This is a genomic window from Hymenobacter sp. UYAg731 (genome assembly GCF_054061335.1).
In genome coordinates this window covers 604,420-631,311 of sequence record NZ_JBSSEC010000004.1, presented here as the reverse complement: position 1 = coordinate 631,311, position 26,892 = coordinate 604,420, and the positions used below count along the sequence as shown (strand labels likewise).

Below are 26,892 nucleotides of genomic sequence, written 5' to 3'. Positions count from 1 at the left end.
TGGCCAGCTTAACTGCTTACCAAATCCAATTTCGCCGTCGCATGAAACGGGCTATCAAGCTGCGCGCGACGGCCGACCGCAAAGCCCGCGGGTACGCGCAGAGGCTGATGGATGCCATCGGGGCCGGCGACGATGCCGCTGAAGTCATCAACGAGCTGAACCGCGTGTACATCGTGGATTTGAGCACGCAAACCATCCTGATGCACTCGCTGTGGGAGAATTCCGGGCAAGAAGTACTGCTCGACAAGCTCAACCAAAGCACGCCCGGTGAGGAAGTTTTGCTTCAGGTGACGATACCCGATGGCAACGGCGGCGTGGTGCTACCGGCCAATACTGTGCTCGACTGAAGCTTATTAGTTACCGGGCGGCGCGGTACGCAAAATAAGCCGTAACTTCTTGTACATCATTCAGCACCATACCAATGGCAACCAACCCACCAATTGGCGACGGGGCCCGCAAAGGGGCCGTACGCAAACGCTCGCAGACTTTCAACCCCGTAACGGAGCAATTCGTGAAGCGGGACACGGAAACGGGGCGCTTTATGGACGTGAAGCAGGACGGGAAGCCGTTCAAGGGCGTTCGGAAGGAAAAGCCGAAGCTTAAGCCATAAATTTCATCTTCCGACCTTCCCATTCCGGGCAACCTTTCCCGTATTTTGTTGCTGAATACCCCGCTTGCAGTTTGCGAGCGGGGTATTTTTTTTGATATCGTCCGGGCTGGTGACGACGTGGTAGCGGCCGCGGCGGACGGCCTACTCGTTACTCAGCAACTCGATGGGCATGGTGGGAGGACGGGCCCGCCACGCAGCGGCGGCAATGCCGCTGGTTCAGCAAATGCGCGGCAATGAGGCCCGCCGAAGCCGCGTATTGTACGGCTTGCAGCGCCGGCCAGCGTTCGGCCAGCAGGGCCGCCGCCGCAAACACGGCGAACAACCCCCACAGCAGCAGGCGCAGCCCCGTGGAGGAATGCCGCCGGGTAGCCAGCGCTACCAGCACGCCACTCAAGACCAGGAATGCCAGTTCCCAGCGCTCGGCGGTGGCACCGGGGTTGCGGGTGCCCCACCAGACCAGCAGCAGCGGCCCCACGGCGCAATGCACCCCGCAGAGCACGGCGTTGAGCACGCCGCCGTAGTCGGCGGCGCGGCGAAAGGAGAAGGTAGGCATGGGCTTAGAAGGCGGGCCAGGGGTCCTGAAACGAGCCGCCGCGCTGCCAGTGGTTGATTTCGGTTTCGGTGCAGAGGCAGGCTTCGAGCTCTTGGCGCACCCGCGCCTCGGGCACGTCCTGGCCGATGAACACCAACTCGTTCTGGCGGTCCTGAAACCGGGTATCCCAGCGGGCCATGATGGTGGCTCGGTTTTCCCGGAAGGTGGGGTTGAGTTCGGGGCGCTCGATGGCGGCCCACCAGGAGCCCGCGCTTTCGGTGCGCAGCGAGCCGCCGGCCTGGCCCCAGTTCAGGGCATCGGCGGGGCGGGAGGCCAGCCAGAACAGGCCCTTGCTACGGATGACCTCGCCCGGCCAGCCGTCGGCAATGTAGTCCCAGAACCGCTGCGGATGGAAGGGCCGGCTATCGCGGAAGACGAAGCTGCCGATGCCATATTCTTCGGTTTCGGGGGTGTGATGCGCTTTTTTCAGCTCCTCCTGCCAGCCCCGGCTTTGTTCCGCTTCCTCAAAGTTGAAGAGGCCGGTATTGAGAAGGTGTTCCAGCCCGACCTTGCCGAACGTGGCCTCGACGATGCGCGCGCTGGGATTGAGCTGGCCCAGAATGGCCCGCAGCTCGCCCAGAAAGCGCGGCTCAACCAAGTCGGCCTTGTTGAGGACAATGACGTTGGCGAACTCAACCTGTTCGGTGAGCAGGTTCACAATGGCGCGCTCGTCCTGTGGGTCAGCTTCGTTGAGCTGGCGGTCGGGCAGGCGGTCGAGGCTGCCGAAATCGGTGGCGAAATTGAAGGCATCGACCACGGTCACCATCGTGTCGAGGCGCGAGTAGCGGCTCAGGTCGATGGCTCCGTCTTCGCTCACGAAGGAGAAGGTCTGGGCTACCGGCAGCGGCTCGGAGATGCCGGTGCTTTCGATGAGCAGGTAGTCGAAGCGGTTTTCCAGGGCCAGCTTTTCCACTTCCAGCATCAGGTCCTCGCGCAGGGTGCAGCAGATGCAGCCGTTGCTCATTTCCACCAGTTTTTCCTCGGTGCGCGAGAGGCCGCCCTCGCGGGCCACCAGGTTGGCGTCGATGTTCACCTCGCTCATGTCGTTGACGATGACGGCCACTTTCAGGCCCGCGCGGTTGTGCAGCACGTGGTTGAGCAAGGTGGTTTTGCCCGCGCCCAGGAAGCCGCTGAGCACGGTAACCGGCAGTTTGCGCTGTGCGGGAAGGGGAGTTACCATATCAACAAAGGGATTTAAATGCCAGGCAAAGGTAGCGGGAGGCAAACCTTAATGCAACTAAGTTGCATTAATAAAAATCTGTCATTGGCTTTTGTTTGTACCTTTGTCCGTCGCCTGGAACCTACTAGCGACGGTTCCGCGTATTAGGGAGCCTGTTTAATATTACGCCGTTGCGCTTCGTTCTCCGCCCGTATTTCACCTTGCTTATGCTGCTCTGCCTCACGCGGACGCTGCTGCCGGAGGCATGGATACTGGCGCTGCACGGCCACGAGCATACCACCGAGGAGCCCGCCCAGGCCCCGGCCTTCCGCCATAAGGGCAAAGCCCTGGTGAGCGTCCAGCACAAGCACTGCCCGGTCGAAGACCTGTATAGCGTGCCCTTTTTACCAGGTGCGCCGGTGGTGGTACCGACTCCGGCCACGCAGCCGTGCTTTGCCACCGCGCCCGTGCCCACCGTGGCCACCGCGCCCTGGATTGCGCGCTGCCCCGCCCAGCTGCGCGGGCCGCCACTGGCCTAAGCGGCACCCCGACTTTAGCTAGTTTAAGCTACGCCCTGTCCTGACTGCGCCGCGGTCTGGGACCGGCTCGCGCTTATGCTGCCTGCAAGGCAGCCCCTTTTCTACTTCATGGGAATTGTTTCCTGCCTGCCGGGCCGCATCGCGGCGTGGCTGAGCGTGGTGCTGCTGAGCCTGTTGGCCCAGCCAAGCCGGGCGCAAACTGCTCCGGCGCCCGCAGCCTGCACCTTGGCGTTAGCTGGCCGTGTGGCCGACCACGAAGCCGGCGTACTGCTGCCGGGGGCCACCGTGCGCCTGCTCGAAACCGGCGAGGTAAACGCCACTGGGGCCGACGGCAACTACCACTTTCACGTCTGCCCCGGCACCTACCACCTCGAAGTAAGCTTCGTGGGCTACCGCGCCGAAACCCTGGAGGTGCGCGTGGTCACGGCCGTGGTCCGCAACTTCCAGCTCCATCCCGATGCCGTGCAGCTGGCCGGGGCCGTGGTGCGCGGCGCGGCCGCCCCGGCCACGCCCACCCAGGCCACGGCGACCCTGGCCGGGCGCGAGCTGGCCGCCACCCGCGGCCAGAGCCTGGGCGAGGCCCTGCTGAAAGTGAGCGGTGTGTCCGCCATCCAGACCGGGCCGAACGTGTTCAAGCCCATGATTCACGGGCTGCACTCCAACCGCGTGGCGCTGCTCAACAACGGCGTGCGGCAAGAAGGCCAGCAGTGGGGCGAGGACCACGGCCCGGAAATCGACCCCTTCGTGGCCTCGCAGCTGACGGTGGTGAAGGGCGCGGCCGGCGTGCGCTACGGGGCCGATGCCATTGGCGGGGTAGTGCTGGCCCAGCCGGCGGCCCTGCCCGATTCGGCCGGCACTACCGCCGACCTGCACCTGGTGGGGGCCAGCAACAACGGCCTGGGCGCGGTGTCGGCCACGGTGCAGGGTTCGCCCGGCAAGCTGCCCGGCTTGGCCTGGCGGGCGCAGGGCACCGTGCGCCGCGCCGGCCTCAGCCGCACGCCCGACTACCGCATCAGCAGCTCGGCCCTGGCCGAATACAACTACTCGGGGGCCGTGGGCTGGCGGCGGGAGCGCTGGGGCGTAGAGGCCTTCGTGAGCCAGTACAACGCCCAGCTGGGCCTGTACCCGGTGCCGGAAAACTGGAATACGGTGGCCCGTGGCTCGTCGCCGGCCCCGCTGCCGGCCTCGTTCGGCTACCACATCGGCCGGCCGTACCAACAGATTCAGCACACGCTGTTCAAGCTCAGCGGCTACTACAAGCTGCCGGGCTGCGGCGGGGAATTGAACCTGACCCTGGCCCAGCAGGCCGACCAGCGCGGCGAGTACGACAAGCACCGCCCCCGCAACGATAATCTGGCCGACCAGAACATCCCCGAGCTGGACTACCGCAACCAAACCACCACCGCCGACCTGCGCTGGGTGCCCCGCCCGCGCGGCAATTTCGGCGGCGAGCTGGGCCTGAGCGGCACGTTGCAGGACAATACCTACCGGCCGGGCAGCCGCTTTTTCATCCCGTACTACACCAACCAGACGGGCGGGGCGTACGCCATTGGGCGCTGGCACCCCGGCCCCTGGCTGCTCGAAGCGGGCCTGCGCCTCGACCGCCGCGCCCTCGACACCCGCCGGCCCACCCGCGTGAGCGGCACGTTTGAAGTAGTGCGCGAAAGCTTCGCCTTCACCACGCCGGCCGCCTCGCTGGGGCTGGTGCGCGAGCTGGGGCCGCATGTGACGCTGCGGGCCGATGCCAGCCTGATGCAACGCGCCCCGGCCGCCAACGAGCGGGCCAGCCAGGGCGTGCACAACGGCATTTACGAGGAGGGCTACGACATCACGCGCCCGCCCGGTACGCCCACGCTGGGACCGGAAACGGCCCGCTCGGTGGCCCTGGGCCTGAGCTGGCACGACCACCCCCGCCTCAACGGCGAGCTGACCGTGTACCAAACCGGCATCGACAACTACATTTTTGAAACGCCCATTCCGCCCGTGCTCGACATTCGGGGCCTGTTTCCGTCGTACCGCTACCAGCAAACCGATGCCCGCCTGCAAGGCCTGGACCTGCTGGTGGCCTACCGGGTGGCCCGCCCGCTCACGCTGGGCCTGAAAGCCGCCACGGTGGTCGAGCGCGACCTGCGCCTAAACGACTACCTCATCCTGGCCCCCGCCGACCGCCTCGAAACCTGGCTGCGCTACGAAGTGCCGGCCGGTGGCCCGCTCGCCGCGCCGCGCCGCCTCTCGGGATTTTATGCCCAGCTGGGCGCGCAGGGCGTGCGCCGCCAGACCCGCGTGCCGCGCGACAACGAACAGCGCGACTACCAGGACCCGCCCCCCGGCTACTGGCTGCTGGGGGCCGAAGTAGGCGGCACGCTGCGCCTGGGGCCGCGCACCCCGCTCGAAATCAGCCTCACCGGCACTAACCTGCTCGACACCCGCTACCGCGACTACCTCAACCGCTACCGCTACTTCCTCGACGAGCTGGGCCAGAACGTGACCCTGCGCCTGCGGGTGCCGCTGGCCTTCGGCGCGGCCCGGAAATAACCTTTCGCGAACCCGATTCGCTGTTTTTCGACATCGCCATTATTGATTCTTTCATTTTTTAACAAACCCACATTTTTCACATTCCTCACATTTTTTCATCTCTCACATTTTTTTCGTCATGACTATTTTCCAATCCCGCTTCCGCCTGGCCGCCTTGCTGCTGGCCACGCCGCTCGTCTTCTCGGCGTGCAAAAAAGACAAAGAAGACCCCAAGCCCGACAACGACAACGAGCAGATTACGACCGTGACCTACGTGCTGACGCCCGCTAGCGGCGGCGCGGCCACCACCGTGACCTGGAAAGACGTGGACGGCACCGGCGGGGCGGCCCCCGTCATCGGGGCGCTCGGCTTGAAAGCCAATACCACTTACTCGGGCGTGCTCACGCTGCTCGACGAAACGAAAAACCCGGTGGTCATCACCTCCGACGAAATCGCCAAGGAGAAGGACGACCACCTGTTTTTCTTTGAGCCCACGCCGGCCGGCCTTCTCACCGTTACGCGCACCGACAAGGACTCGAAGAACCTGGAAGTGGGCCTGACCAGTCGCCTCGTGACCACAGCGGCGGGCACGGGCGGGCTCAAAATCACGCTGCGTCACCAGCCCGGCGTGAAGAACGGCACCTTCGCCCCCGGCGATACCGACGTGGAGGTGACTTTCCCGACGACGGTGCAATAAGCGGCGAACTATTTCCGGGGCCACCCTGGCCGAAACGGGCCTGCTGGTGAGTGGCAGGCTTGTTTCTGGCCGCGGGGTGTCCACTTTGGCCCGCCGGGGCCGCCTCTGCCTGCAAGCAGCGGGCGGCCCCGGTCTGGCCCCGGAACACGCCCCGCTTTTACGGCTACTTTTTGCTTCCCTAATTGATTTTCCCCAACGCATTTTCCCCATTCATTTCGTCATGAAATCACTATTTCCATCCTCTATTACCCTGCTGGCGCTCGGCCTGGGCTTCGCTACGCTCACGGCCTGCGATAACGCCGGCAAACCTGCCGACCAGGCCGCAGCTACTGCCAATACCCCGGCCGCTGCCAGCCCCACCACCATCACTCATACCCAACTCGCGGCCGACCATCAGCAAATGGAGGCCGACCACCGCAGCATGGAAGAAGCCGACTCGGTAATGGAAGCCGACCACGCCACCGCTTTGGCCACCGCTAAAGCCGCCGGCAAAGACCAGACTCCCGCCTTCCAAACGATGAAAACCCAGCACCTTGCTCTGCTTGCCAAGCACCGCGCCGTGGTGCAGCGCCACACGGAGGTGCTGGCCCGCCACGCCGAGCTGGAAAAAAACCACGCCGCCGGTAGCGTCACCGATGCCCAGATGCAAGCCGACCACACCGCCATGAAGACCGAGGACGCGCAAATGCAGCAGGAGCACCGTCAGCTGGTCGATGACCATAAGCGCATTGAGCAGGAGCACGCCGCGATGCTTAAATAACAGTTAAACAGCAGTTTGAGCTACCCCGCGCAGAACGGTCATGCGAGGCTGCGCAAAGCTTCGCATGACCACCCGCTGCTTATCTATTCCTCGTTCACGATGCGTAAGTTTTCACTTCCTTACCTGGCCCGCTACGACGTCATTGTCGTGGGAGCTAGCAACGCGGGCCTGAGTGCGGCCCTGGTTCTGGGTCGGGCGCGCCGGCGGGTGCTGGTGCTGGGGGGCGAGCTGCCCCGCGAGGCCGTATCCTTTCATTCCCACAACTTTTCTTTTCCCCGGGGCGGAGCCACGCTGCAGGAGCTACTGCGCACGGTGCGCGAACGCCTGCAACCCTACGACGTAGAAATCTGCGTGGCCGATGTGCAGCGGGTGCGCCACACGATGGCGGGCAGCGCGCTCACCCTGGCGGGCGGAGTTGAAGTGACCGCGCCTTTCCTGATACTGGCAACGGGCATCGTGAATGACCTGCCGGCCGTGCCGGGCCTGGCCACGATGTGGGGCCGCGGCGTGTACCATTGCCCGTACTGCCACGGCTGGGAAAGCCGCCACAGCCGCGTAGTGGTGTACGGCCGCGCGGAAGCCGGCTACCAGCAGGCCGTACTGGTGCGCCAATGGGTGCCCCAGCTGACACTGGCCACCGATGGCCCGGCCGGCATCACCCCGGCGCAGCACGCGCACTTGGCTCACCTGAATATCGCAGTGAATGAGCACCCGGTGGCGGCCCTCGACGGCACGGCGCGCTGCCCAATAGCGCTTCGACTTAAAAATGGAAGCCGGTTGCCCCTCGACATGCTGTTTCTGGAGCCCGTGCAGCGCCAAAGCAGCAACCTGCCCACCGAGTTGGGCTGCGCCTTAAGCCCAGATGGCGTGTATGTGAAGGTGAGTGAAACGGGCCTCACCAGCGTACCCGGCGTGTACGCGGTGGGCGAGATGACCGGGCCTTTTCACCAAGCTATTCTGGCGGCGGCCAGCGGCACCCGAGCCGCCACGGCGCTGAACCACGAGCTGGTTTTTGGCACGTTCGTGTCGGCCTGATTTTTCTCGGTACTCATCGCTAAACGACGTGTTGGTTATGCCTGCCCATCGGTTTTTTCTGCTTTTCGCGCTGGCCAGTGGGTTGGCTGCCGGCTGCCAGCTTTCGGGTAGAAAGACCGACGAGGCTATGAAAGCCGGCCCCGCATTCTCCGAAAGCAGCGCTTTTTCCCACCGCCAACTCGTGGCCGACCATCAGCAAATGGAAGCCCACCACCACCGCATGGAAGCCGCCGACTCGGCGATGGAAGCCGGCCACGCCGCCGCGCTGGCCCAGGCGCAGGCCCGGCACCAGGACCAATGGCCCGTGTTTCAGGTGCTGGAAACGCGCCACCGCGCTTTTATGAAACTACACCAGCGAGTGATGAGGTACCATGCCGAGGTGCTGGCTCGCCACGCCGCGCTGGAAACCGCGCATGCCTCGGGCATTGTCTCCAGCGACCGGATACACGCTGACCACGCCGCCATGCAGGCTGAAGACGGGCAGATGGAGCAGGAGCACTACCGGCTACTGGTTGAACACCAGCAGATGGAGCAGGAACACGCTACGCTTTTTAAATAAACGGGGTAGATAAGCGCCCCTTTTGAATGCCCGACAAAAAAGCTTTTCGACCTGTTTTAGCACCTGCACGACCACGTCCAAGCCTCGGGTATTGGCCTCTATATGATAAAATGATGAGTAATGCCGGCGGCCGCATCGAAGTGGCCCGCCACCCCGGAATTATTCGAGTTTTCCAGCTACGGGATAGTGGCCAAGAAAACTCCATCACAAATCAATCCACCACAAACCAAAACGAGCGGACCATTTGGCCCGCTCGTTTTGGTTGCACCGCTATGCCGCTAACGCTGCCGGGGCCTCGTTAGTAGTGCCGAACCGCTCGCACGGCCCGGACTTTTATTGCGCCGGGCCGCTTGCGCGAACCCGGACTTTTTTCTTCCGCCATCCCCCAACAAATGCCGGTTCATGCGCTGCCTAGCAACAACGCCGATGGCCCCGAGCGCGCCAGTCCGGCCAGCACCCGCAGGGCCGCCCGCGCCCGCGTTTTCACCGTGGGCACCGGAATGCCCAGCTCCTCGGCCGTTTCGGTGGGCGTGTAGCCCCCAAAGTATAGCAAGTCAATCACCTCCCGCTGCCGGGGCTTGAGCTGCAGCGTCAGCTCACGCACCCCAATGTGCTCCGGCCGGAACGTGAGCCCGGCCGGCACCTGCTGCGCCCCCTCCGCGTCCAGCGATTGCGTGCCGTGGTGAAACCGGTACCGGGCGCTGCGCAGCGCATCAATGGCGCAGTTGCAGCACAGCCGCGCCAGCCAGGTATAGAGCCGCCCCCGGCTCGGGTCGTAGCTGCCGATGCTGCTCCATACCTTCAGCAGGCCCTCCTGCAGCACGTCCTGCGCCAGTGCCTCGTCGTGCACCACGCGCCAAATCACGGTCCGCAGGTTGTCTGCGTATCGCTCATACAAGTGCCGAAAAGCCAGCTCGTCGCGGGCCAGTAGTCGCTGCACCAGCAGCGTTTCGTTTAGCAGCGCCCGCACCACGGGAGTCGTATCCATAAAAGCGTAGAAAAGGGAATGGCAGCTGACTCCACCAGCCGCTACTTGGCGACGAACACCAGCGCCGCCGTCAGGCTGAGCCGCTGCGCGTCGGGCATGTTGGCCTGCATGATGTCGTGGTCCGTCGCGTAGCGGTTGATGCCCTTGAGCACGGTCACCGTCACGTCGCCGTTGGCGTCGGTTTTGGGTCCCATTTCGTTGCTGTTGTTCTCCACCATCTGATTGGCCAGCGGCTTGCCATCCAGCAGCAGGTGCAGCTTTAACGAGCTGCCCGGCTTCGGCAGCGCCGTGAGCCCCACCGGCACGAACTCAATGCGTTGGCCCATCGGCTTGGCCATCCACGATGCCCAGCTGAGCATCGTTTTCGACCACTTCAGCGGGTGCGACGACTGCCCGCCCACGGTGCCCGCCGGCAGGGCCGACTTGCGCACATTGCGCGACTCTTTCTCGTCGCCCACCTTCACCCAGTACCCGTTGTCAAACGCCGTCACAAACAGCGCCGGCTTGCCCGCCGGCGTAATGCTCAGCCCTTCCTTGCTCTCAGTTCGGGTAAATTTCAGCGGCTGTTGCCCCGCGTCCAGCACCTTCAAGGACGTCACTTTCACCGTGGGGTAAGGCTCCGGAATCTTATGGCCGTACAGGATTTTGTACACCGGCCCGCCCAGCGGGTCCACCCACGCATCGTGGGCCAGGGTGGTAAGGGTCAGAAAAGCAGCAACGGAGGCAGCCAGAATGGTGGTGGTCTTTTTCATGGTAAATGGTTGAAAACGGTTGATGATTGAATGGTGACAAAAAGAACGTCATGCTAAGCTTGTCGAAGCATCTCTGCCGCTTCGTTGCCCAGCATAACCAGCCCCCTAAAACGGCAGCTTCACTCCGGCCGAAAACGTCGCTTTCGCCTGCGGCGCGGTGCGCAGCGCTCCGCCCGACATGAAGCTCATTTCATCCAGCCCGTGGCTGCCATCGGGGTAAAACGTCGTTTCCACGAACACCCGGAAGCCCGGGTACGCGGCCGGCCGCGTGAAAATCAGCTTGCCCGACATCCGCTGAAACGCCCGGCTTTCCAGCGAGCCGTCGTCGTTCAGGTGCTTGGGCCCCACCAGCTGGTCATACACCGACAGGGTTAGCTGGCTGGCCGCGTTGCTCGCCGCCCCGGCCGTGAAATCCAGCCCCAGCACGCCGGTGTACTTCGGCGCGTTTAGCACGTAGTGCGTGCCCGCGTCGCCGTTGCGCAGCTCCGCCTGCAGCACCGAGTAGTTGGCGAACACGCTCAAACTGCCGGGGTTCGCCCCAAAGCGGTAGCGGCCCTCGCCCTCGATGCCCTGGCGCAGGGTCTTGCCGTAGTTCAGCAGCGCGTTGGTCACCGGGTCGCTCTGAATTTCGCCGGTCTGGTCCGTGCGGTAGGCCGCCACCAGCCCGTGCAGCCGGCCCGAGGCATCATCCCCGGCAATGCCCACCTCATAGGTGTTCAGCCGCGACACGCCCAGGTCGGGGTTGTCGATATTCTCCTCGTAGCCGCTCGGGGCCTTGAAGCCACGCGCCGCGTTGGCAAACACGCTCACCGCCGACGATACCGAGTAGGCCAGCCCCGCCTTCGGGCTAAACACGCCGGGGTGCGGCTTCAGGTCCTTGTTCGGGTAGTCCGAATCCAGCGCCTCGGCGGTGATGTTGTAGTACAGCTGGTCGTAGCGGGCCCCCAGCGTCAGCTTCAGCCGCTCGGTGGGCTTGAGCTGGAACAGGCCGTACACGGCCGGCGTGTAGGTACGCACCCGCCGGGCCTGCACCTGCTTGATTTCTACCCGCCCCACCGTCTGGAAGCGCGTCAGGTCGATGTCGTCGCCCCGGAAGCTCACCCCGGCGGCGTACTCCACCGGCATTCCGGCCAGCGTGCTCGCCACCGTACGCCGCAGGTCGAAGCCCGCCCACACCCGGTTGCCTTCCTCCTTGCGCTGCGCCGTCAGGGCTCGCGTCATGCCGTCCTGGCCCACCCGAAACCGCGTGAAGTCGTGGTGCTGCACGTAGGCCGTGGCCGTCCAGTAGTGTTCCGCATTGTCGCCCCGGTAGGTAAACACCGCGTTTTGCTGTAGCGTGCTGCCTCCGTCGGTGGGGTCCAGCGCCGCCCGCCGCCCCGTACGGCCGCTTTCCACGTCGGCCTGAATCAGGTAGTTGGCCGAGCCAAACTGGCTGCTGAAGGCTTGCACCCGCACCGCGCCCATGCCGCCGGCCATCGGAAACGAGTACTTGGCCAGCCCGTTCAGGCGCTGGTCGTGGCCGTTGTCGCGGTAGCCGTCGGCGCGGTTTTCTTCCAGGGCCACGTAGCCGCCGCCCTTGGTGCGGTCCTGGCTGCCCAGCCCCGCAATGGCCACCGCCCGCACGAAGCCGTAGGTGCCGCCCGTGAGCGAGACGCTGCTGGCCAGCCGGTCCTCGGTATCGAACCGGATGGTGCCGCCCAGGGCGTGGTCGCCGTAAAACGGGCTGAACGGTCCCTTCGTCACCTCGATGCGCCGCAACGTTTCCGGAATCAGCGGGTTCAAATCGGTGTAGCCGTTGGTCTGGATGTCGGAGCCCTGATTCTGCGGCACGCCGTCAATCAAAAACAGGATGTCGCGGGCGTGCTCGGTCACCACGTAGCCGCGCATCGACACGCCGTAGCCCACGCCCCCGAGCTGGAAGTTGGCCACCGTCACCCCGGCCAGGGGCCGCAGCAGGTCGCCGTAGGAATTCACCGCCTGCCGGGCCACGTAGTCGCGCCCCACCAGCGTCACCGATGCCGGGCTGGCCGTGGCCTCCGTCGACAGCTCCGTTTTGCTGACGGGCACCGCCCCGCCGGTTACCTCCACGTCGCCCAACCGCTGCGTTTTCAGCGTGTCGGCCCGGGGCCGGGCATCGCTGCTTTGGCCCCGCGCCGCGCCGGCCGAAAGCAGGAATAACAGGCCTACGGGCACTAATTGCCCCACCGTCTTAACCGTAAAAAGAGGTTTCATTCGAAAGAAAAAAGGTGGAAGCCCCGCGTTGCAGCGCGAAGCCCCCGAATGAGAAAATCAGTAAACAGAAACGTCGTATTCAGCCCCAGCCAGGATTACGCCGCCAGCTGACGCAGGACTTGGTAGGCGGCGCGCACGTGGGTTTTTACCGTGCCCAACGGCAGCCGCAGGTGCTGCGCCGTTTGCTCGAAGCTCAGGTCTTCCCGATAAATGAGGTCAATGACCTGTTGTTGCGGCAGGCTAAGCTGTTGGGACAGGGCCAGCAGGCCTATGTACTCGGGCTGGAAGCCCCCCGGGGCGGGCCAGTTGTGCGCGTCCACCGTCATTTCCAAGGGCTGGGTGTGGGACAGGCCGCGCCAGCGCGGCGCGCGGAGTTCGTCAATGGCTACGTTCCGGCAAATGGCCCGAGCCCAAACCGCCAGGCCGCCCCGGTCGGCGTCGTAGTGCGGAAACGCTTGCCAGAGGCGTAGCAGGCATTCCTGCCACACGTCTTGCGCCATGCCCGCATCGGGCACGAGGCGACGCACGAGTGTTTTGAGCGCGTCGCCGTAGCGCCGCTCAAAGTCGTTGAGCGCCCGCTCGTCGCGGGCTTGCAGGCGCTGGAGTAATGCCTTTTCCGGGTAGTCCAGGGTAGCGCCAATGCGCAGGGTGTCAGCCGCCGGCCCTTCAATGGGCCGGGCAATAGAATGAGCATGCATGACCAACCGGCGCTAATTGCACTTGCTCAAACAGGCCGCCCGACATTGGTTGCGGTGCTGGGCCCGGTGCAAGGCCAAGCCATCGCGCTGCCGGTTCCGGTCATCGGTGGTGGAAGATGGCGGCCTGCTTTTGCTGTGGGGCAAGACGGGGTGCAGGAGGGCCGTACGGCCGGCCACCGGCAGCTGCACACGGGAAACAACGCCCGCAGCGCCCGCCACGGGTTGGATAGCAAATGCTAGAAAATTCATGGGAAGTAGGAGTATCGACGCCCGCACCGGCTCAGTGGCCCGCGCAAACAGCGTCCGGAATGGATAAGACGAAATGGCCCGGACGCCACGCGCCCGGCACCAGCAGGCCCCGCAAGGCCCACGCACGACTTATCCCCGCCGGGGCGGTAGCTCCATTCGGCCCCGGTAGCCCACCGGCACGGCCTGATTCCAAGCCATCAGCCGGGTTTCGCTTTGCCCGAATACGGGTGCGGCAAACACCACCCGCGTGTCCGCCAGGCAGTGCAAATCCAGTCCCTTGAGGCTGGTCAGCAGTTGGGTGAGCGGCGGCCGCTCCCCGTTTTTCTTCACGGTGTACTGCACCCCGTTGCAGTCGTCAAAACAGGCCAGGCGCAACGTGTGCGTCAGCTGGCAGTCGTGGCTGTGTATGTAGGCAAAGGGCCGGTCAATCACCTTCGCCGGCCGCTCGGCCATGCCCCCGCCCACCACCAGCAGGTAGTTGAGCAGCAACAGCAACACGGCGTAGGAGCGCACCACAGGTTCAGGAAGTCAGCGGATTTGGGGATAAGCAGGACGTGGCATGCGCCTGCATTCAAAGGCAAGTACGGCAAAAGGGGCGGGTTTGGGTGTTAGGTGAGCAAAAAAATGCTGCCGACCAAACAGCGGGCCTGCCGTCCCACGCCACCCGGCCCGCTAAACCCGGCTAGTCAATTCAAAATCAAGTACATTCACCGTTCAATCCAATTCCCAACCCAACCCATTCCCCAACCCCATGAAAAACCTGTTCAAGCTCCTGCCCGTCCTCGCCCTCGTCTGTTGCGCCAGCGCCGCCCAGGCCCAAAGCGCCCCCGCCAAGATGAAAATGGCCAAGTCCGGCAAAATGGCCCACGGCAAGATGGAGCACAACCACATGATGATGAAGGACGGTAAAATGATGATGATGAAGAGCGGCACGATGATGCCCATGACCGAAACCATGACCCTTGCCAACGGCACCCAGGTAATGGCCGACGGCAACGTGATGATGAAGGACGGCAAAAAAATGATGCTGAAGGAAGGCCAGGAAATTGGCACCGACGGTAAGATGCATATGGACACCCCGCACGATAAAAAAATGGCCGACGGCAAAATGAAGGGCAAAATGTAAGCTCACCCATACCGCAGCCCATTCAGCCGGCCCATTTGCCAGTAGCAGGTGGGCCGACGTATGTACCGCTCACCCAGCCTGGCACCGGGCGCACACGCCCGAGAGCAGGTAGTCGGCCCGCACGGCCCGGTACTGGCCGGGCAATTTCACGGCGGGCACCGCCACCTGGCCCAGGCAGTAGATGTGCTGGCAGGCCGTGCATTTGAAATGGACGTGGTCGGTGATGCTGGTGGCGGCAGGTTCGGGGCACACGGCGTAGCGCACGGTTTCGGAATGGTCGATGACGCGGTGAATCAGGCCCTTCTTCTCGAACGTGCAGAGCGTGCGGTACAGCGTGATGCGGTCAGAGGCCGGACGCAGCTGCTGTTCGATTTCGGCCCCGGACAGGGCGTAGGGCGAGCCTTGTAGCACGGCCAGCACCGCCTGGCGCACGGGCGTGGGGCGCACCGCGTGGACGCGCAGGGCCAGCAGCAGCAAGTCGGCAGGCGGGGCTTCGGGAGTCATCAGGAAGGCAGAAAGACTAGGAAAGTGGTAGCACGTGGCCGGACCCAGGCCGGCTCAGTCGGTTGGAGGCCGCCGTGGTTCAGCCGCGCTTAGCCATGCGGCCAGGGGTCGGAAAAAATGGCTCCGCGCCGCCAGCGGCCGATTTCGAGCGGGGTGCAAAGGCAGGCTTCGAGGTCGGCCCGCAGCTGCGTTTCGTTCAGGTCCTGGCCGATGAAGTGCAGCGTGTTCACGCGGTCCTGAAACTGGGGGTGCCAGCGGGCCAGCAGGGCCAGCTCGTCGCGTTGGAAAGTGGGGTCCTGGTCGCGGTCGGACACGGCGGCCCACCAGGTACCCACCGGCGCGGCCCGGCGCGATGGCCCGGCCTGGTGCCAACTCAATACTTCCTCGGGCCGCGAGGCCAGCCAGAACAGGCCCTGCGAGCGCAGCACGCCCGCCGGCCAGCCCTGGCGCACGAATTCCCACAGCCGCTCCGGGTGAAACGGCCGCTCGTCGCGGAAGCGGCAGGCGCTGATGCCGTGCGCCGGGGCCGGGGCGGCTCCGGTCTCGGCCGCCGTATTTGGCTGGCCAAACCGGCGGGTGTCGAGCACTTCGGCGGGGTTTATCTGCCCGAAAGTGGCTTCCACCAAGTGGGCATCGGGGTTGAGATGGTGCAGCAGCGTGCGTAGTTGGAGCAAGTCGGCGAGACTGGCCTGGTCGGTTTTGTTGAGGACGAGGACGTTGGCCTGCTCTACTTGCTCGGCCAGCACGTCGGCGCGGGCGCGGAGGGCTTGGTCTTCGTCCTCGGGATGGGCGGGCAGGTCGGGTGGCCGGCAAAAATCCGTCAGGAAGCGGCCGGCGTCCACCACCGTCACCAGCGTGTCGAGGCGGGTGCGCCGGGGCAGGTCGAGGCCGTAGGCGGGGTTGCCCCGCGCGAAGGTGTTGGCCACGGGGCCGAGGGCAGCCCGGCCGGGGCTTTCCACCAGCAGGTAATCGAACTGCGGGTCGCGGGCCAGTCGGCCGGCTTCGAGCAGCAGGTCGGCCCGCAGCTCGTGGGTGCCGGCTTCGGTGGCCAGGCGCACTACTTTCTCCTCGGTGCGTGACCAGGTGCCGGCCGTTGGCGCAGCTTCCGCCGCGCTTTCATCGCTCACGATAACGGCCATTTTCAGCCCCGCCCGGTGGCGCAGCAAGTGGTGAAGCACGGCCGTTTTGCCCGAGCCCGTGAAGCCGGTGAGCACCGTGACGGGCAGGCGGGGCGGGGCAGGAGCGGTAGTCAAGTTAGTCGGCATGTTCGCTTCAGAAATAGCAGGATAAAAGGGGGCGAGAAGCACCGCCGCCGTCAGTGGCGGCGAAACTCCAGCTGCTCAAATACCGCGTCGGCGGGCTCCCAGAGCAGGAATTCGAGCACCAGTACCCGGCGGGTGAGGCGCACCACGCGCAGGGCCGACGGCAGCACCGGGCCGGGGCTGGCCGCCCGCAGGTACAGCGTGTCGCGGCCGAGGCGGTAGGTGCCGGCTTCGGTAGTAGGCACTTCCTGGCCTTTGCCGGCCTGCGTGCGCTGGTAGCTCCCGTTCGGGTTCAGGGTGAGGCGGATGGTGGCCTGGCCGCGCCGGAGCCGGGCATTGAGGGCGGCCGTGGCCGAGTCGTTGAGCTGCTCCTGGAGGGCGTGGGATATTTCGCGGCGGGCCACGAAGGCGGTTTGGCGCTGCTGCCAGGTGCCGGCCAGCGGGACCGGCGCAGCATGGGGCGGGCCAGCGGCCAGCAGCACCCACAGCCCGGCCAGCAGCGGGCTCACGCGTGGGCCGGCAAGGTGCGTCCCAGAATCAGGTCGCGGCTCAACATTCCGCCTACGCGGTTGCCCACTCCGATGGCGTTGGCCAACTGGTGCAACATCGTGCAATTATCACCCAGGGCGTACACGCCGGGCACGGAGGTTTGGTTATGCTCGTTCACGCGCAGCAGGTTCATTTCGTCCAGCTCGCAGCCCAGCTGCGCGGGCAACCCGGAGCCCTGGTGCCAGGGCACTTTGGCGTAGAGCACCCGCAGCGGGTGGGCGCGGCCATCGGCCAGGCCCAGGCCGTCGAGCTGCGGGCCGGTGTGCAGCAGGGCGGCCACGGGCGTTTCTTCTAGGCCGATGTCGTGCGTCGTCAGCAGCGCCCGCACCTCGGCCCCAAACGTGGCCGGACCGTTGGTAAATACCGTCAGCTCGCGGGTCCAGTTCAGGAGCATGGCCACCATGTGGGCCACCATTTCGCCGTTCATCCACAGGCCAGTGTCTTGGTCGGCCACCTCGTAGCCGTGGCAGTACGGGCAGTGGATGATGGACGTGCCCCAGCACTCGGCAAAGCCGGGAACGGGTGGCAGCTCGTCGCGCAGGCCGGTGGCCAGCAGCAGCGTGGGGGCCGCGAAGGTGCCGTGGGCGGCGGTTGTTACCAGGAACGTGCCGTCGGGCAGCTTTTCGGCGGCGGTGGCTTCGGCCTTCAGCAGCTGTACCGTGGGGTAGGCGGCCACCTGCTGGCGGGCGCGGGCGGCTAGGTCGGCGGGCGCGTCGCCGTCGTGCAGCAACAGGTTATGGGCGTGCGGGGTGGTGCGGTTGCGGGGCTGGCCGGCATCAAGCACCAACACTCGGCAGCGGGCGCGACCCAGGGCCATCGCGGCGCTCAGGCCGGCGTAGGAGCCGCCGACGATAATGAAATCAAAGGTCATATTTTCAGTAGGATAATGATAAAATCGTTGTGCTAAGGGCGCGACGGCACGCGCAGCTCTCGGGCGTGGATGACGTGCTGCCACCGTTCCTTGCCCGTGCGGTCAAAGGCGCGGAAGGTGACGGTGCGGTCACGCGCATAGGCATGAAGTTGTTATCCATCAACTCTGCGTATTCGACCGGGAACTGGCACGCCCGCTACGCATGGCTCCGGTGCTTTTCTTTAGCCACTTGGATAGCATCGGCTCGGGCCACGCGGCGGCCGTGCCGCAGGTTCAGCAAGTGGGTACCGATAAGGCCCACCGAAGCGGCGTACTGCACCATCTCCATCCCTGGATACCTGGCCGCCAGCAGCATGGCCAGGGCAAACAAGGTGAAAAATCCCCACAGCGCACCCCGTAGCCACCACGCCGACATTCGCCAGGTGGCCCCGACTATCAGGATGCCACTGACTACCAAAAAAAGCACGTCGCCCGGCCCTGGTCCGGTACCGGCTCGTGCTCCCCACAGGGCCAGCAGAAGTGGCCCGGCCGCGCAATGCACGATGCACAAACCCGCGTTCAGGATGCCCCCATAATCAGCCGTCAGGCGCAGCAAAGAGTGCTTCATGGCTTAAAATTACGGCCCGCAATTTTTAAATGCAACAATGATGCAAAAATACACACCTCATCTTAGCTGACTACGCTTAGCATAACTACACGGCCGCTGATGGTACTAACGGCCAGGGACTGGTCATCAGGTGCCCAGCTCAAGGCGCTGATTCCACTTCCCAGGAAATGCGTAAGCAAGGGCGTGGATTGCTCCAGCGGGCTCCACAAGGCCAGCGTGCCGCCCGCATCGGCCGTTGCCAGGGTGTTTCCATGGTGTTGGAAGGCTACCTGCTGTACGGGCGACGGGTGCTGCAGCTGGCACTTCGGGCGCTGCAACAGGCCGATGGCGGCGTTGCGCCAGATGGCAACGCCGGAGCCGTGGGCGGTGGCCAGCCAGCCACCCCCGTGGTGCCAGCTCAGGCGGTTCATCGGCTCTTCTGAACTAATAACCTGCCCTTGCCGCCGTCTGATAGGCTTGGGCAGCAGCCAATGGCTCATTTGCCAGCTGCTCAGGCAGCCGGCCGGCAACCCGGCTACCAGGTGGTGGCCGGTGGGACTCCAGGCCACGGCCAGCAGCGGGGCGTCCTCGGTCAGAGTCTGGTACGGCACCAGCTCCCGCAACCCCGACGGCACCGGAAACAGCTGGACCACGGGGCCATTCGTCACGGCCAGGGCTGCGGAATCGGGCCGCCAGCACAAGGCCGCTACATTCATGCCGGACCCGTGGTAGTGGGCCAGCGGTTGGCCCGTGTTGTCCAGTACGTGCACGGCGGGGCCGCAGCTCGCGGCCAGCAGCAGCCCGTTGGGTGCCCAGCCGAGGTGGGCGATTGGGTACGACCCGAGAAGCTGCTCGCGTACGGACTCGCCCGTCATGGCATCGCGGAGGCAGAGCTTGCCGTCGGCGTGGCCGGTGGCCACGAGGGGCGCGGTCGGGCACACGCCCAGGCACACGGCCCCGTTGTTGGGAGCGGCCGTGCTCCAAGTTGGTTGGCCGTCGACCGCGCTCAGGCACACCAGTTGCCCGGTGGCGGTGAGCAGTACCACGGCCTGGTGGTCGGGTAGCCACGCGGCGGCCGTTGTCTCTTCGCCCAACTCGGTGGTCCACCGCAGGACGGTTGAGGTTTCCCGCAGCTCAGTCAGTTGGGTAAGAACCTCGGGGCGGAGCAGCCAAGAAAGGGGAAATGTAGCCATGTCAGAAAGCAGAAAAGCAGCGGATTATTTCCGGGGAGCAGGTCGGAGAGTGGTGGGCGGTACCTCATTTCACCCGGTCGATTTCGTCCAGCTGGCGGGGTTTGCCGGCGCTTAGCTTGCCGCCCAGCCGGTAGGTCAGGCTGAAATTGACGCGGCGGGTATCGCCGGTGTGGTTGTAGCGAATGTTCACGGGCTCGTAGATGGAGTAGCCCCAGTAATGGTCGGTGTGCAGCAGGTCCACCACGGCCAGCTTGGCATCGAGCTTCTTGTTGAAGAACGACTTTTTCAGGCCGGTCTGCACCCCGAAGTAGCGCCGCAGCAGGTAGCTCCCGCTCAACATCGGCGACTGGTAAAACGTGGAAACATCCAGCGCCAGCTGCCAGGGCAATTGAATGGTTTGGATGACGGACAGGTCCACTGACAGGCGGGCGGGCGCGAACAGGGTTTGCCCGTCGGGCCGGAACTGGAGGCGCTGGTAGCGCACGTCCACGGTATTTTCCACGGTCCACCAAGCGGTCAGCTTCAGGGGGGCCACCACCAGCAGGTCGTAGTCTTCGCGCCCGGCGTAGTTGTAGTCGCTAAGCACCAACTCGCCGGTTTGGGCGTTGAGGCGGGCAAACTGGGCAATGGCGTTATCGACGCGTGTGTGGCTGAGGGTGAACGAGTATTCGCCGTGGTAGGTGTAGGCCAGGGCGAAATTCCAGGACGTTTCGGGCTGCAAATTGGGGTTGCCCTCGTGGTAGGAAAACTTGTCGAAGAAGAACCGCGCCGGGTTTAGGGCCGCGTATTGGGGCCGGTTGATGCGCCGGGTGGCCGAGAGGCTCAGGGCGTGGCGTTCGCCCAGCTGGCGGCCCAGCGAGAGGTACGGAAACAGGTTGGTGTAGTCGCGCTGGTTCACGCGGTCCAGGTTCAGGGAGTTGCCTTCGGAGCGGGTGCGCTCTAGGCGCAGGCCCGCATCCAGACTCACCTTGCCTAGTTGCCGGCCGGCCGTGGCGTAGGCGGCGTAAATCTGCTCGCGGTAGATGAAGTGGTTGCTGAGGGTGGGCGAAAACACCCGGGTTTCGTTGCGCAGCGAGTCGTAGCGAAAGTTGTTGTCGGCCGTTACCGACGAATATTTCAGCCCGCCGGCCAGCTTCAGCCCCGCCAGCGGCCAGACCAAATCGGCCTTCACCGAGCGGATGGTAATGTTGGTGGGCTGCACGAAATTCAGCTGCTCATACGGCGACACCACCGCCCCGCCGGCCGTGAACCGCTCGTTGGCCAGGTAGCCATCGGAGGTGCTGGCGTAGCGGGCGTAGTCAGCATCGGCGGTCAGCTGCCGGCCAGCGGTGTCGAGCCGGGCTTTGTAGTTGAGGTTGAAGATGTGCTCGTGGGCGGGCTCGTCGGTGATGTTGTGGTTGCGGAGCACGTCGTCGAGGCCCATGCCGGGCTGGCGGATGAAGGTGGGGCCGCGCCCGTCGCGCTGCCAGCAGTTGCGGAAGCCACTGTACCCGAAGCCCAGCGCCTGGCGGGGCGTGAGGTCCACGTCGATGCCCGCCTTGTAGCTGTGGCCGCTGGCAATTTCCGGGTCGCGCGACTGCCGGTCGAACGTGGTGGCCGCGCCGCCCGTGCCCACGGTGCGGTAGCTGGTGCGGTCCAGGTAGGAATGCCGGTAGGTGTAGGCGTAGTTGCCGAACACGTTGACGCGCCCGGTTTTCACGTTGCCAATCACGCTTTCCGCCGTCTGCGGATAGTAGCCGCCCCCGCCGCCGGTCGTCAGGTTGAGAGCGTAGCCGGGCCGGGTGCTCTTTTTGGTGATGATGTTGATGATGCCCGCGTTGCCCGACGCATCGTAGCGCGAGTCGGGCGTGAGCAGCACCTCGATGCGGGCCAGATTGCTGGCGGGCGTGCTTTTGAGGTAGGTACTCAGCTGTGCCGGCGAGAGGTAAGTGAGCTTGCCATCAATCATCACGTTCACGTTGGCGTTGCCGCGCAGCAGAATTTCGTCGTTCTGTGACACGCTCACGCCGGGCGCGCGCCGCAGCACCTCCAGCGCCGTGCTCCCCGCCGTGGACACCTGCTGGTCCACGTTGTACACCAGCTTGCCGTCCACCAGCTCGGTGGCGCGGTGCTGGCCCGTCACGGTTACTTCGCGCAGCAGCTTGCTGTCTTCCAGCAGCTTGATGGGGGGCAGGGCCAGCGTAGGCTGACCGGGGCGCAGGACAACAGCGGTGCTGGCCGGTTTCAGGCCAATGGCCGTGGCTAGGAGCACATAGCTCCCGGCCGCGCCGCCCGCGAGCTGGTAGCGGCCGGCCGGGTCGGTCTGGGTAGCGGCGGTGGTGGCGCTGTCGGGCAGGTGCAGCAGGCGTAGCGTGGCCCCCGGCACGGGCTGGGCCTTGCCATCGAGCACGAGGCCCGAGATAACCGGGCCGGGCGCGGCGGCCGGCGCTTGGGCCAGGGCCGCGCCCGGCATTCCCAACCTCAGCCCCACCAGTACGGCCAGCCAGGAGGCTTTTTTGTAAATAATTCGCATGATAAAAACGAGCGGAAAGGTGGAGTAGCAGCGGCTGGGCAGGGCGCATTATTTTGGCCGGCGGTTCACAATCACCGTCGGGGTCACGCGCTGGTTGTAGATGAGCACGTCGAAGTCGCGGCAGTAGTCGTAGGGCGAGGAGTTGCTTTCAGTGACGCCCACGGCCGAGCTTTCGCGGCCGTAGCGGGGCCGCGTGAGCCAGCGGGCGGCGGCAGGCGGGGCGCGGCGTAGGGGGCGCAGGTCGAGGTAGAAGCCCGGCAGGCCGGCCTGGGCAAACCAGGTTTCGTAGCTGCCTTCCATCGGCGGCCAAGCCCGGAAGGCCGTCGGCCCAAACTCGAAGTAGGAAATCAGGCTGCCTTCGCCAAATGAGAAGCCCACGCTCAGCAGCGCCGGCCCGAAGCGCCGACTCAGCGCCGAGCCCAGCGACACGTAGCTCGTGTCGCGCATCAGGTGGCCGTTGTGCGCCCACACCACGGCGCGGGCCATTGGCCCCACGGATTCGAGCAGGTAGCCAGTGTTTTCGGCCATGAACTGGTCGCGCATTCCGTGCTTTTTCCTGGCCGTGAGCAGGCGGCAGAGCTGGTTGATAACGCGGGCGCTGAGTAGGGCCGCCGCGGCTTCGGGCCGGGCCGCGCCCAGGGCCGCGTAGTGCGCCAGCCAGCTGCGAGACAAGGCCAGGCTGCTGTCGGTCAGGGCTGGCGCTTTGGTGTAGGTGGCGTAAAACTCCTCGTTATACACCGCGTTGAAGCGGGTGAGCGTGGCCAGGCCACGGGCCAATTCTGCGGCGTAGCTGGGTTCGTACCGCTGGGTGATGTCGCGCAGCTGGGTCATGGCACCGGTCAGGTCCTGCATGTCGCAGCCCACCACCTGCACGGGGCGGGCGGCGGTCTGGTTATAGCGGCGCAGCCACTCCACCAGGTCCAGCACGTCCTGATTACCCAGGCTCCAGAAGCTCACCCGGCGCAGGCCTTCCAGGGCGGTGCCTTCGCCGGTGAGTATGTAGCGGTTCAGGTATTCGGCATCGGGCAGGCTGGCTTCCAGAATGATGGCTTCGAGGTGGTGGTGGGCCACGAGGTAGCGAATCAGGCGGGCCTTGGTGGCCATGGCTTCGTGGGTGCCGTGGCTGGCCTCCCCCATCGCAATGATGCGGGCCGGCCCCAGCAAGCGGCCGAAGGCGACCAAATCGGTGGTGTCGGGCGCGGCCGGGTCGGTGGTGCGCAGCGGGTGGGCGGCCGTGCGTAGCCAGGCCAACTCGGCAGTGGTGGGCGCGGGCGCGGGCGGCAGGGTGGCCGGGTCGAAGGGCCGGCCGTCGATGGCCAGGCGCACGTCATCGACCCAGGCGCGGCCCCAGCCGCCGGCGCGGCAGCCCACCAGCACGTCCAGCGCCTGCGGGCTGATGCGGGTGCTGAGCGTGAGCCGCTGCCAGCCCGTGGTGCCCCGCACCGTGTCGGATTGGGCATTGTCCAGCGTTTCCCAATGTACTTTGCTGCTTTCACAAAACAGGGCCACGCCCACCGGCAGCAGGCTGTCGGTGCGAACCCAGGCGCTGAACGTGAGCCGGTGCCCGGCCACCAGCGCGGCCGGCACCCGCCGAATGACCGCGCCCCAGGCCCCCAGGTGGTCGTGCCGAAAGGGCACGGCAAACAGCCGCATACTTTGCCGCCCGCCGTGCTTCACGGCCGCATCGGACGCGGCGGCAAAACCCTCGCCGCTGGCAAACCAGGTGCGGTAGGTGGCATCGCGGCTCTGCCGGCCCTCAAACCCCAAATCGAGTTGCTGGGCACGCAATACGAGCTGGCTGGCGATAAATAGGTAGAGAATAAGAAGGCAGCGCATGGCGGACGGGATGAAGTTGGGGGCAAGGAAACCAAGTAATCCGGGCGCTAGGCGCGCAGATGCCGGGGCAGGTTCCAGTAGCCGGCGGCGAACACCAGCGCGGCCAGGGCGGCCAGCTGCGCCACGCCCAGCCCCAGGCGGCGCAGGAAGCCGGCGGGCGGCGGGGCCGGCGCAAAGTGCGGCCGGTGGGCATAGTCGGCCAGGGCAAACACCTGATTGCGGAACAGGTGCGGGTAGTAAAACGCCACGATGCGCTGGTGGAACGCCGGGATTTGGCCCAGGAAATCGACGTAGCTGCCCAGGTCGGTGCGGGCGGTTTGGCTGAGCAGGTTTTGGGTATGCACGGCCGGATTCACCACGTTGAAGCGGGCGGCCAGCGCATCGCGCTCCGTTACCGCTTGCAGGTAATTGGCCACCAGCGCCTGGTTGTCGTGGTCGGTAAGCTGGGTGAAGGCGGCGTAGGCCTTGGTCAGCAAGTGGGGCTGAAACAGGGTGTCGGCGGGCGGGGCCAGGCCGGGGTGCTGGCGCAGGTAGCGGCGCACCACCGCCCGCACCGCCCGCTCGTCCTGCTCGTTGTCGAGGCTCCGGCGGCGCACCAGCGGGGCCAGCGCCGCGCTATCCACGGGCCGCCACACGGCCAGCGCGGCGCTGAGGCCGGCCGGCAGCACCAGCAAAAACAGCAGCCAGAGCCCCACGCCGGCCAGCGCGTTCACCGCCGAGTCGCGGTTGAACGAGGCCACCGCCCACACCACCGCCCACCAGAAGGCGCAGTAGCTCACCACCGTCAGCAGCCAGAGGGCCAGGCCGGCCCCGTCGTGCCCCGGCCGTGCGCCCACCGCCACGAAGCCAATCAGCGACAAGCCCACGGCCAGCCCCGTCACCAGCAAAAAGCCAAACAGCAGCTTGCCCAGCAGCAGCCGGCGCACCGACGCGGCCTGCACCCGCAGCAGCGGCAGCACCCCGCTTTCCTGCTCACCGGCCAGCAGGCCGTAGCCCAACGCCACCACGAACAGCGGCAGCAGATACACCAGCACGAAGGCCAGGTCGAAGTTGCCTACCAGCAGCTTCAGGGGGTTGGCCAGCTCATTCTGAAACAGCTGGTAGTACAGGCTCATACCCGTGAGGCGGTAGTGGCCGGGGTTCAAATCGCGCTGCCCCACTACCAGCGGGGCCAGGGCCGAGGCCTCCTGCCGCACCACGTAGCCCTGCCGAAACCAGGCGTAGCCGGGGTCGGTGGCCTCCTCGTACTTGTCCTTCGCCGCCGCCACCGTGGTATCGGCTCCGAAAGCCTGCCGGTAGCCCTCCCACTCGGTACGGGTAGTGGCTTCGAGCTGCGCCAGCGCCGTCTGCTGGGCCGCCAGCTGCCGGTGCCCATAGTAAATGGCGTACAGCCCAAACCCGACCAAGCCGGCCAGCAGCGCCAGCTGCAAGCCGTTGCGGCGGAAGTGCAGCCACTCGTATTTGAGAATTAGTTTCAACATAAGGAAGAGATGGAATGAGCTAGCAAGGTCGTCGGGTCGGTCATGCTGAGCGAAGTCGAAGCATCTCTACCGCTTCGTTGAAAAAGCTTGATTACTTGCGCGGCAGAGATGCTTCGGCTTCGCTCAGCATGACGTTCTTTTTGATGACTGATGGAATGATTTCCCAGCCGGCTACAGCGCCAGCCGGCGCACTGCCACATGCAACGCCAGCGGCAGCGCCAGCACCCACAGCAGCAGGGCCAGCACTTCGGGCGCGTAGTGCGGCAGCACGGCGGCCAGCGCGGGCAGCCGGTAGGCAAAATCCCGCACCGTGGCCCACAGGGCCGCCCCCTGGTGGTACTCGTAGAACTGGCCGTATTTGGAATGCCGGGCGGCATCACCGTTGAGGCGGGCCAGGAACCGGGCGCGGTAGTCGGTTGCCTGCTGCTGGAAATCGAGGCTGGTGTAGAGGTCCGTGCCGGCCAGGGCCATGCTCAGGTTGCGCACGGCTAGGTAGGGGTCCACGAAGCTGGCGGCGGTGCTCAGGCGGTTCTGGGCCTCCAGGGTGCGGACCAGGCCGGCGCGGTGCCGGGCCTGCACCCGGTCGTGGTAGTCTTCGCCGGCCTGGGCGGCCACCCACTCGAAGTTGAGGGGCAGGCGCTGCACCGAGTCCACGCCGTATTTTTTCAAATAGACGGTTTGCAGCGCGGCCTTGCGGCCGGCCTTGGGCAGGTCGCCGGGCAGGCCCTCGTCGGCGGCTTTCGTGATGCCGTCCTGGTAGGTTTGCAGGCTGGGCAGCGGGTGACGCTGGTCGCCGAGGGCGGCGGCGGTTTTGGGCAGCACCACGGCAAACACTATCCAGGTGGTGAGCAGCGTAAGCAGGGCATTGCGCGACGATGTAGCCCGCGCCGACACCAGCACGCACAGGCACACGAAGCCGAAGAAGTAGGCCGCGTACACTGCTTCCAGCCCCAGCAGCCGGCCGGCCACCTCCGCCCCGGCCGCGCCCTGGCCGATGCCCAGCGCACCCACCAGCGCCAGCGTGGGAACCAGCAGGGCCAGCACCAGCGCGTAGTAAGCCAGCACCTTGCCCCAGGCCAGCCGCCGCCCGCTCACACCCTGGCTCAGCAGCAGGCGTAGGGTGCCGCGCTCCCGCTCCCGCGTGATGGCCCCGAAGCACAGGAATATCACCAGCAGCGGCAGCAGCACTTGCAGCACCAGCGCCCCCGACAGCTCCCCGAACCGAATCAAGGCTGAATAGTCCTGCGCCGGCCGGAACATGAACTCGTGCTGGTAGTGCGCCTCCAGGTACACCGATGTGCCCGTGTAGGCATCCAGCCCGTAGTCAAAAAAGCTGAACCCGGTCTTGGGCTTGAACACGAACGTGCCAAAGTGCGAGGCGATGTGCGGGTGCTTTTCGCCCTGCCCCAGCCACTCCTGCCGCCGCGCCGCCTGCGCCCGCTCCACCTGCGCCCGCTGCTGCCGCAGGCCCGCGTAGCCGGCCGCCCCCGCCGCCAGCAGCAGCCCCGCCACCAACAGCCCGAACACGAACACCTGCCGGTTGCGGATGGCCGTGCGGAGTTCTTTGATAATTATGCGCTTGAGCATG

General features: G+C 65.5%; 25 protein-coding genes. 8 read left to right on the top strand and 17 right to left on the bottom strand.

What is annotated here, in order from left to right; genetic code table 11:
• Nucleotides 1-41 precede the first annotated feature (41 nt).
• Nucleotides 42-347, top strand: a complete 306-nt coding sequence (locus tag ACVWYF_RS14810; protein ID WP_457069314.1) for a hypothetical protein — start codon at nt 42-44, stop codon at nt 345-347.
• Nucleotides 348-758: 411 nt separating this feature from the next.
• Here ACVWYF_RS14810 and ACVWYF_RS14805 read toward each other — a convergent pair whose 3' ends face one another.
• Both ACVWYF_RS14805 and ACVWYF_RS14800 read right to left on the bottom strand, forming a co-directional pair.
• Nucleotides 759-1,163 (bottom strand): MerC domain-containing protein, encoded by a 405-nt coding sequence (locus ACVWYF_RS14805; protein ID WP_457069313.1) that lies wholly within the window; start codon nt 1,161-1,163, stop codon nt 759-761.
• Nucleotides 1,164-1,167: 4 nt separating this feature from the next.
• On the bottom strand, nt 1,168-2,382 hold the full coding sequence (locus ACVWYF_RS14800) for a GTP-binding protein (protein ID WP_457069311.1): 1,215 nt from the start codon (nt 2,380-2,382) through the stop codon (nt 1,168-1,170).
• Nucleotides 2,383-2,588: 206 nt separating this feature from the next.
• Here ACVWYF_RS14800 and ACVWYF_RS14795 point away from each other — a divergent pair, with 206 nt between their 5' ends.
• From ACVWYF_RS14795 to ACVWYF_RS14770, 6 genes are all read left to right on the top strand, one after another.
• Nucleotides 2,589-2,900, top strand: coding sequence for a hypothetical protein (locus ACVWYF_RS14795; RefSeq protein ID WP_457069309.1), 312 nt, complete (start codon nt 2,589-2,591; stop codon nt 2,898-2,900).
• A 108-nt stretch (nt 2,901-3,008) separates the two neighbouring features.
• On the top strand, nt 3,009-5,435 hold the full coding sequence (locus ACVWYF_RS14790) for a TonB-dependent receptor (RefSeq protein WP_457069307.1): 2,427 nt from the start codon (nt 3,009-3,011) through the stop codon (nt 5,433-5,435).
• 118 nt (nt 5,436-5,553) lie between these two features.
• A complete protein-coding gene (locus ACVWYF_RS14785) occupies nt 5,554-6,111 on the top strand; it encodes a hypothetical protein (RefSeq protein WP_457069305.1) in 558 nt (185 codons plus the stop codon).
• A 220-nt stretch (nt 6,112-6,331) separates the two neighbouring features.
• On the top strand, nt 6,332-6,871 hold the full coding sequence (locus ACVWYF_RS14780) for a hypothetical protein (protein WP_457069303.1): 540 nt from the start codon (nt 6,332-6,334) through the stop codon (nt 6,869-6,871).
• Between the two features lie 99 nt (nt 6,872-6,970).
• Entirely contained in the window at nt 6,971-7,906 is a 936-nt protein-coding gene (locus ACVWYF_RS14775) for an NAD(P)/FAD-dependent oxidoreductase (protein ID WP_457069301.1), read from the top strand.
• A 37-nt stretch (nt 7,907-7,943) separates the two neighbouring features.
• The gene (locus tag ACVWYF_RS14770; protein ID WP_457069299.1) at nt 7,944-8,465 is read left to right on the top strand and encodes a hypothetical protein; all 522 of its coding nucleotides are present in this window, start codon (nt 7,944-7,946) and stop codon (nt 8,463-8,465) included.
• Nucleotides 8,466-8,865: 400 nt separating this feature from the next.
• On the opposite strand, the gene ACVWYF_RS14765 is transcribed toward ACVWYF_RS14770, so the two are convergent.
• From ACVWYF_RS14765 to ACVWYF_RS14745, 5 genes are all read right to left on the bottom strand, one after another.
• Complete coding sequence (locus ACVWYF_RS14765; RefSeq protein ID WP_457069297.1) at nt 8,866-9,453, bottom strand: RNA polymerase sigma factor; 588 nt, start codon at nt 9,451-9,453, stop codon at nt 8,866-8,868.
• A 41-nt stretch (nt 9,454-9,494) separates the two neighbouring features.
• Entirely contained in the window at nt 9,495-10,205 is a 711-nt protein-coding gene (locus ACVWYF_RS14760; protein ID WP_457069295.1) for a DUF4198 domain-containing protein, read from the bottom strand.
• A 105-nt stretch (nt 10,206-10,310) separates the two neighbouring features.
• Nucleotides 10,311-12,437 carry a TonB-dependent receptor gene (locus ACVWYF_RS14755; protein ID WP_457069293.1) on the bottom strand — a complete coding sequence of 709 codons (2,127 nt, stop codon included), beginning with the start codon at nt 12,435-12,437 and terminating at the stop codon, nt 10,311-10,313.
• A 95-nt stretch (nt 12,438-12,532) separates the two neighbouring features.
• The gene (locus ACVWYF_RS14750) at nt 12,533-13,135 is read right to left on the bottom strand and encodes an RNA polymerase sigma factor (protein ID WP_457069291.1); all 603 of its coding nucleotides are present in this window, start codon (nt 13,133-13,135) and stop codon (nt 12,533-12,535) included.
• A 378-nt stretch (nt 13,136-13,513) separates the two neighbouring features.
• Nucleotides 13,514-13,900, bottom strand: a complete 387-nt coding sequence (locus ACVWYF_RS14745; RefSeq protein WP_457069289.1) for a hypothetical protein — start codon at nt 13,898-13,900, stop codon at nt 13,514-13,516.
• 235 nt (nt 13,901-14,135) lie between these two features.
• On the opposite strand from ACVWYF_RS14745, the gene ACVWYF_RS14740 reads away from it, so the two are divergent.
• Nucleotides 14,136-14,510 carry a DUF6799 domain-containing protein gene (locus tag ACVWYF_RS14740; protein WP_457069287.1) on the top strand — a complete coding sequence of 125 codons (375 nt, stop codon included), beginning with the start codon at nt 14,136-14,138 and terminating at the stop codon, nt 14,508-14,510.
• Between the two features lie 69 nt (nt 14,511-14,579).
• Here ACVWYF_RS14740 and ACVWYF_RS14735 read toward each other — a convergent pair whose 3' ends face one another.
• The 10 genes from ACVWYF_RS14735 to ACVWYF_RS14690 form a co-directional block, all read right to left on the bottom strand.
• Nucleotides 14,580-15,014 carry a Fur family transcriptional regulator gene (locus ACVWYF_RS14735; protein ID WP_457069285.1) on the bottom strand — a complete coding sequence of 145 codons (435 nt, stop codon included), beginning with the start codon at nt 15,012-15,014 and terminating at the stop codon, nt 14,580-14,582.
• 89 nt (nt 15,015-15,103) lie between these two features.
• Nucleotides 15,104-16,279, bottom strand: a complete 1,176-nt coding sequence (locus ACVWYF_RS14730; RefSeq protein WP_457069283.1) for a GTP-binding protein — start codon at nt 16,277-16,279, stop codon at nt 15,104-15,106.
• Between the two features lie 50 nt (nt 16,280-16,329).
• The gene (locus ACVWYF_RS14725; protein WP_457069281.1) at nt 16,330-16,785 is read right to left on the bottom strand and encodes a hypothetical protein; all 456 of its coding nucleotides are present in this window, start codon (nt 16,783-16,785) and stop codon (nt 16,330-16,332) included.
• The gene (locus ACVWYF_RS14720; RefSeq protein WP_457069279.1) at nt 16,782-17,696 is read right to left on the bottom strand and encodes an NAD(P)/FAD-dependent oxidoreductase; all 915 of its coding nucleotides are present in this window, start codon (nt 17,694-17,696) and stop codon (nt 16,782-16,784) included. The genes ACVWYF_RS14725 and ACVWYF_RS14720 overlap by 4 nt, the downstream gene beginning before the upstream one ends.
• 196 nt (nt 17,697-17,892) lie before the next feature.
• Nucleotides 17,893-18,303 (bottom strand): MerC domain-containing protein, encoded by a 411-nt coding sequence (locus ACVWYF_RS14715; RefSeq protein ID WP_457069277.1) that lies wholly within the window; start codon nt 18,301-18,303, stop codon nt 17,893-17,895.
• A 62-nt stretch (nt 18,304-18,365) separates the two neighbouring features.
• Nucleotides 18,366-19,475, bottom strand: coding sequence for a WD40 repeat domain-containing protein (locus ACVWYF_RS14710; protein WP_457069275.1), 1,110 nt, complete (start codon nt 19,473-19,475; stop codon nt 18,366-18,368).
• A gap of 64 nt (nt 19,476-19,539) precedes the next feature.
• Nucleotides 19,540-21,987: an outer membrane beta-barrel protein gene (locus ACVWYF_RS14705; RefSeq protein WP_457069273.1), complete on the bottom strand. Its 2,448-nt coding sequence runs from the start codon at nt 21,985-21,987 to the stop codon at nt 19,540-19,542.
• A gap of 48 nt (nt 21,988-22,035) precedes the next feature.
• A complete protein-coding gene (locus tag ACVWYF_RS14700; RefSeq protein WP_457069271.1) occupies nt 22,036-23,823 on the bottom strand; it encodes an erythromycin esterase family protein in 1,788 nt (595 codons plus the stop codon).
• 47 nt (nt 23,824-23,870) lie between these two features.
• Nucleotides 23,871-25,304, bottom strand: a complete 1,434-nt coding sequence (locus ACVWYF_RS14695; RefSeq protein WP_457069269.1) for a DUF3526 domain-containing protein — start codon at nt 25,302-25,304, stop codon at nt 23,871-23,873.
• A 171-nt stretch (nt 25,305-25,475) separates the two neighbouring features.
• Nucleotides 25,476-26,891 carry a DUF3526 domain-containing protein gene (locus ACVWYF_RS14690; RefSeq protein WP_457069267.1) on the bottom strand — a complete coding sequence of 472 codons (1,416 nt, stop codon included), beginning with the start codon at nt 26,889-26,891 and terminating at the stop codon, nt 25,476-25,478.
• Nucleotide 26,892: the final 1 nt, after the last annotated feature.

Bases quoted from the DNA above. Each gene is read 5' to 3' on its own strand.
- ACVWYF_RS14810 (WP_457069314.1), top strand. From the start codon at position 42: ATGAAACGGGCTATCAAGCTGCGCGCGACGGCCGACCGCAAAGCCCGC.
- ACVWYF_RS14805 (WP_457069313.1), bottom strand. From the start codon at position 1,163: ATGCCTACCTTCTCCTTTCGCCGCGCCGCCGACTACGGCGGCGTGCTC.
- ACVWYF_RS14800 (WP_457069311.1), bottom strand. From the start codon at position 2,382: ATGGTAACTCCCCTTCCCGCACAGCGCAAACTGCCGGTTACCGTGCTC.
- ACVWYF_RS14795 (WP_457069309.1), top strand. From the start codon at position 2,589: ATGCTGCTCTGCCTCACGCGGACGCTGCTGCCGGAGGCATGGATACTG.
- ACVWYF_RS14790 (WP_457069307.1), top strand. From the start codon at position 3,009: ATGGGAATTGTTTCCTGCCTGCCGGGCCGCATCGCGGCGTGGCTGAGC.
- ACVWYF_RS14785 (WP_457069305.1), top strand. From the start codon at position 5,554: ATGACTATTTTCCAATCCCGCTTCCGCCTGGCCGCCTTGCTGCTGGCC.
- ACVWYF_RS14780 (WP_457069303.1), top strand. From the start codon at position 6,332: ATGAAATCACTATTTCCATCCTCTATTACCCTGCTGGCGCTCGGCCTG.
- ACVWYF_RS14775 (WP_457069301.1), top strand. From the start codon at position 6,971: ATGCGTAAGTTTTCACTTCCTTACCTGGCCCGCTACGACGTCATTGTC.
- ACVWYF_RS14770 (WP_457069299.1), top strand. From the start codon at position 7,944: ATGCCTGCCCATCGGTTTTTTCTGCTTTTCGCGCTGGCCAGTGGGTTG.
- ACVWYF_RS14765 (WP_457069297.1), bottom strand. From the start codon at position 9,453: ATGGATACGACTCCCGTGGTGCGGGCGCTGCTAAACGAAACGCTGCTG.
- ACVWYF_RS14760 (WP_457069295.1), bottom strand. From the start codon at position 10,205: ATGAAAAAGACCACCACCATTCTGGCTGCCTCCGTTGCTGCTTTTCTG.
- ACVWYF_RS14755 (WP_457069293.1), bottom strand. From the start codon at position 12,437: ATGAAACCTCTTTTTACGGTTAAGACGGTGGGGCAATTAGTGCCCGTA.
- ACVWYF_RS14750 (WP_457069291.1), bottom strand. From the start codon at position 13,135: ATGCATGCTCATTCTATTGCCCGGCCCATTGAAGGGCCGGCGGCTGAC.
- ACVWYF_RS14740 (WP_457069287.1), top strand. From the start codon at position 14,136: ATGAAAAACCTGTTCAAGCTCCTGCCCGTCCTCGCCCTCGTCTGTTGC.
- ACVWYF_RS14735 (WP_457069285.1), bottom strand. From the start codon at position 15,014: ATGACTCCCGAAGCCCCGCCTGCCGACTTGCTGCTGCTGGCCCTGCGC.
- ACVWYF_RS14730 (WP_457069283.1), bottom strand. From the start codon at position 16,279: ATGCCGACTAACTTGACTACCGCTCCTGCCCCGCCCCGCCTGCCCGTC.
- ACVWYF_RS14720 (WP_457069279.1), bottom strand. From the start codon at position 17,696: ATGACCTTTGATTTCATTATCGTCGGCGGCTCCTACGCCGGCCTGAGC.
- ACVWYF_RS14715 (WP_457069277.1), bottom strand. From the start codon at position 18,303: ATGAAGCACTCTTTGCTGCGCCTGACGGCTGATTATGGGGGCATCCTG.
- ACVWYF_RS14710 (WP_457069275.1), bottom strand. From the start codon at position 19,475: ATGGCTACATTTCCCCTTTCTTGGCTGCTCCGCCCCGAGGTTCTTACC.
- ACVWYF_RS14705 (WP_457069273.1), bottom strand. From the start codon at position 21,987: ATGCGAATTATTTACAAAAAAGCCTCCTGGCTGGCCGTACTGGTGGGG.
- ACVWYF_RS14700 (WP_457069271.1), bottom strand. From the start codon at position 23,823: ATGCGCTGCCTTCTTATTCTCTACCTATTTATCGCCAGCCAGCTCGTA.
- ACVWYF_RS14695 (WP_457069269.1), bottom strand. From the start codon at position 25,304: ATGTTGAAACTAATTCTCAAATACGAGTGGCTGCACTTCCGCCGCAAC.
- ACVWYF_RS14690 (WP_457069267.1), bottom strand. From the start codon at position 26,891: ATGCTCAAGCGCATAATTATCAAAGAACTCCGCACGGCCATCCGCAAC.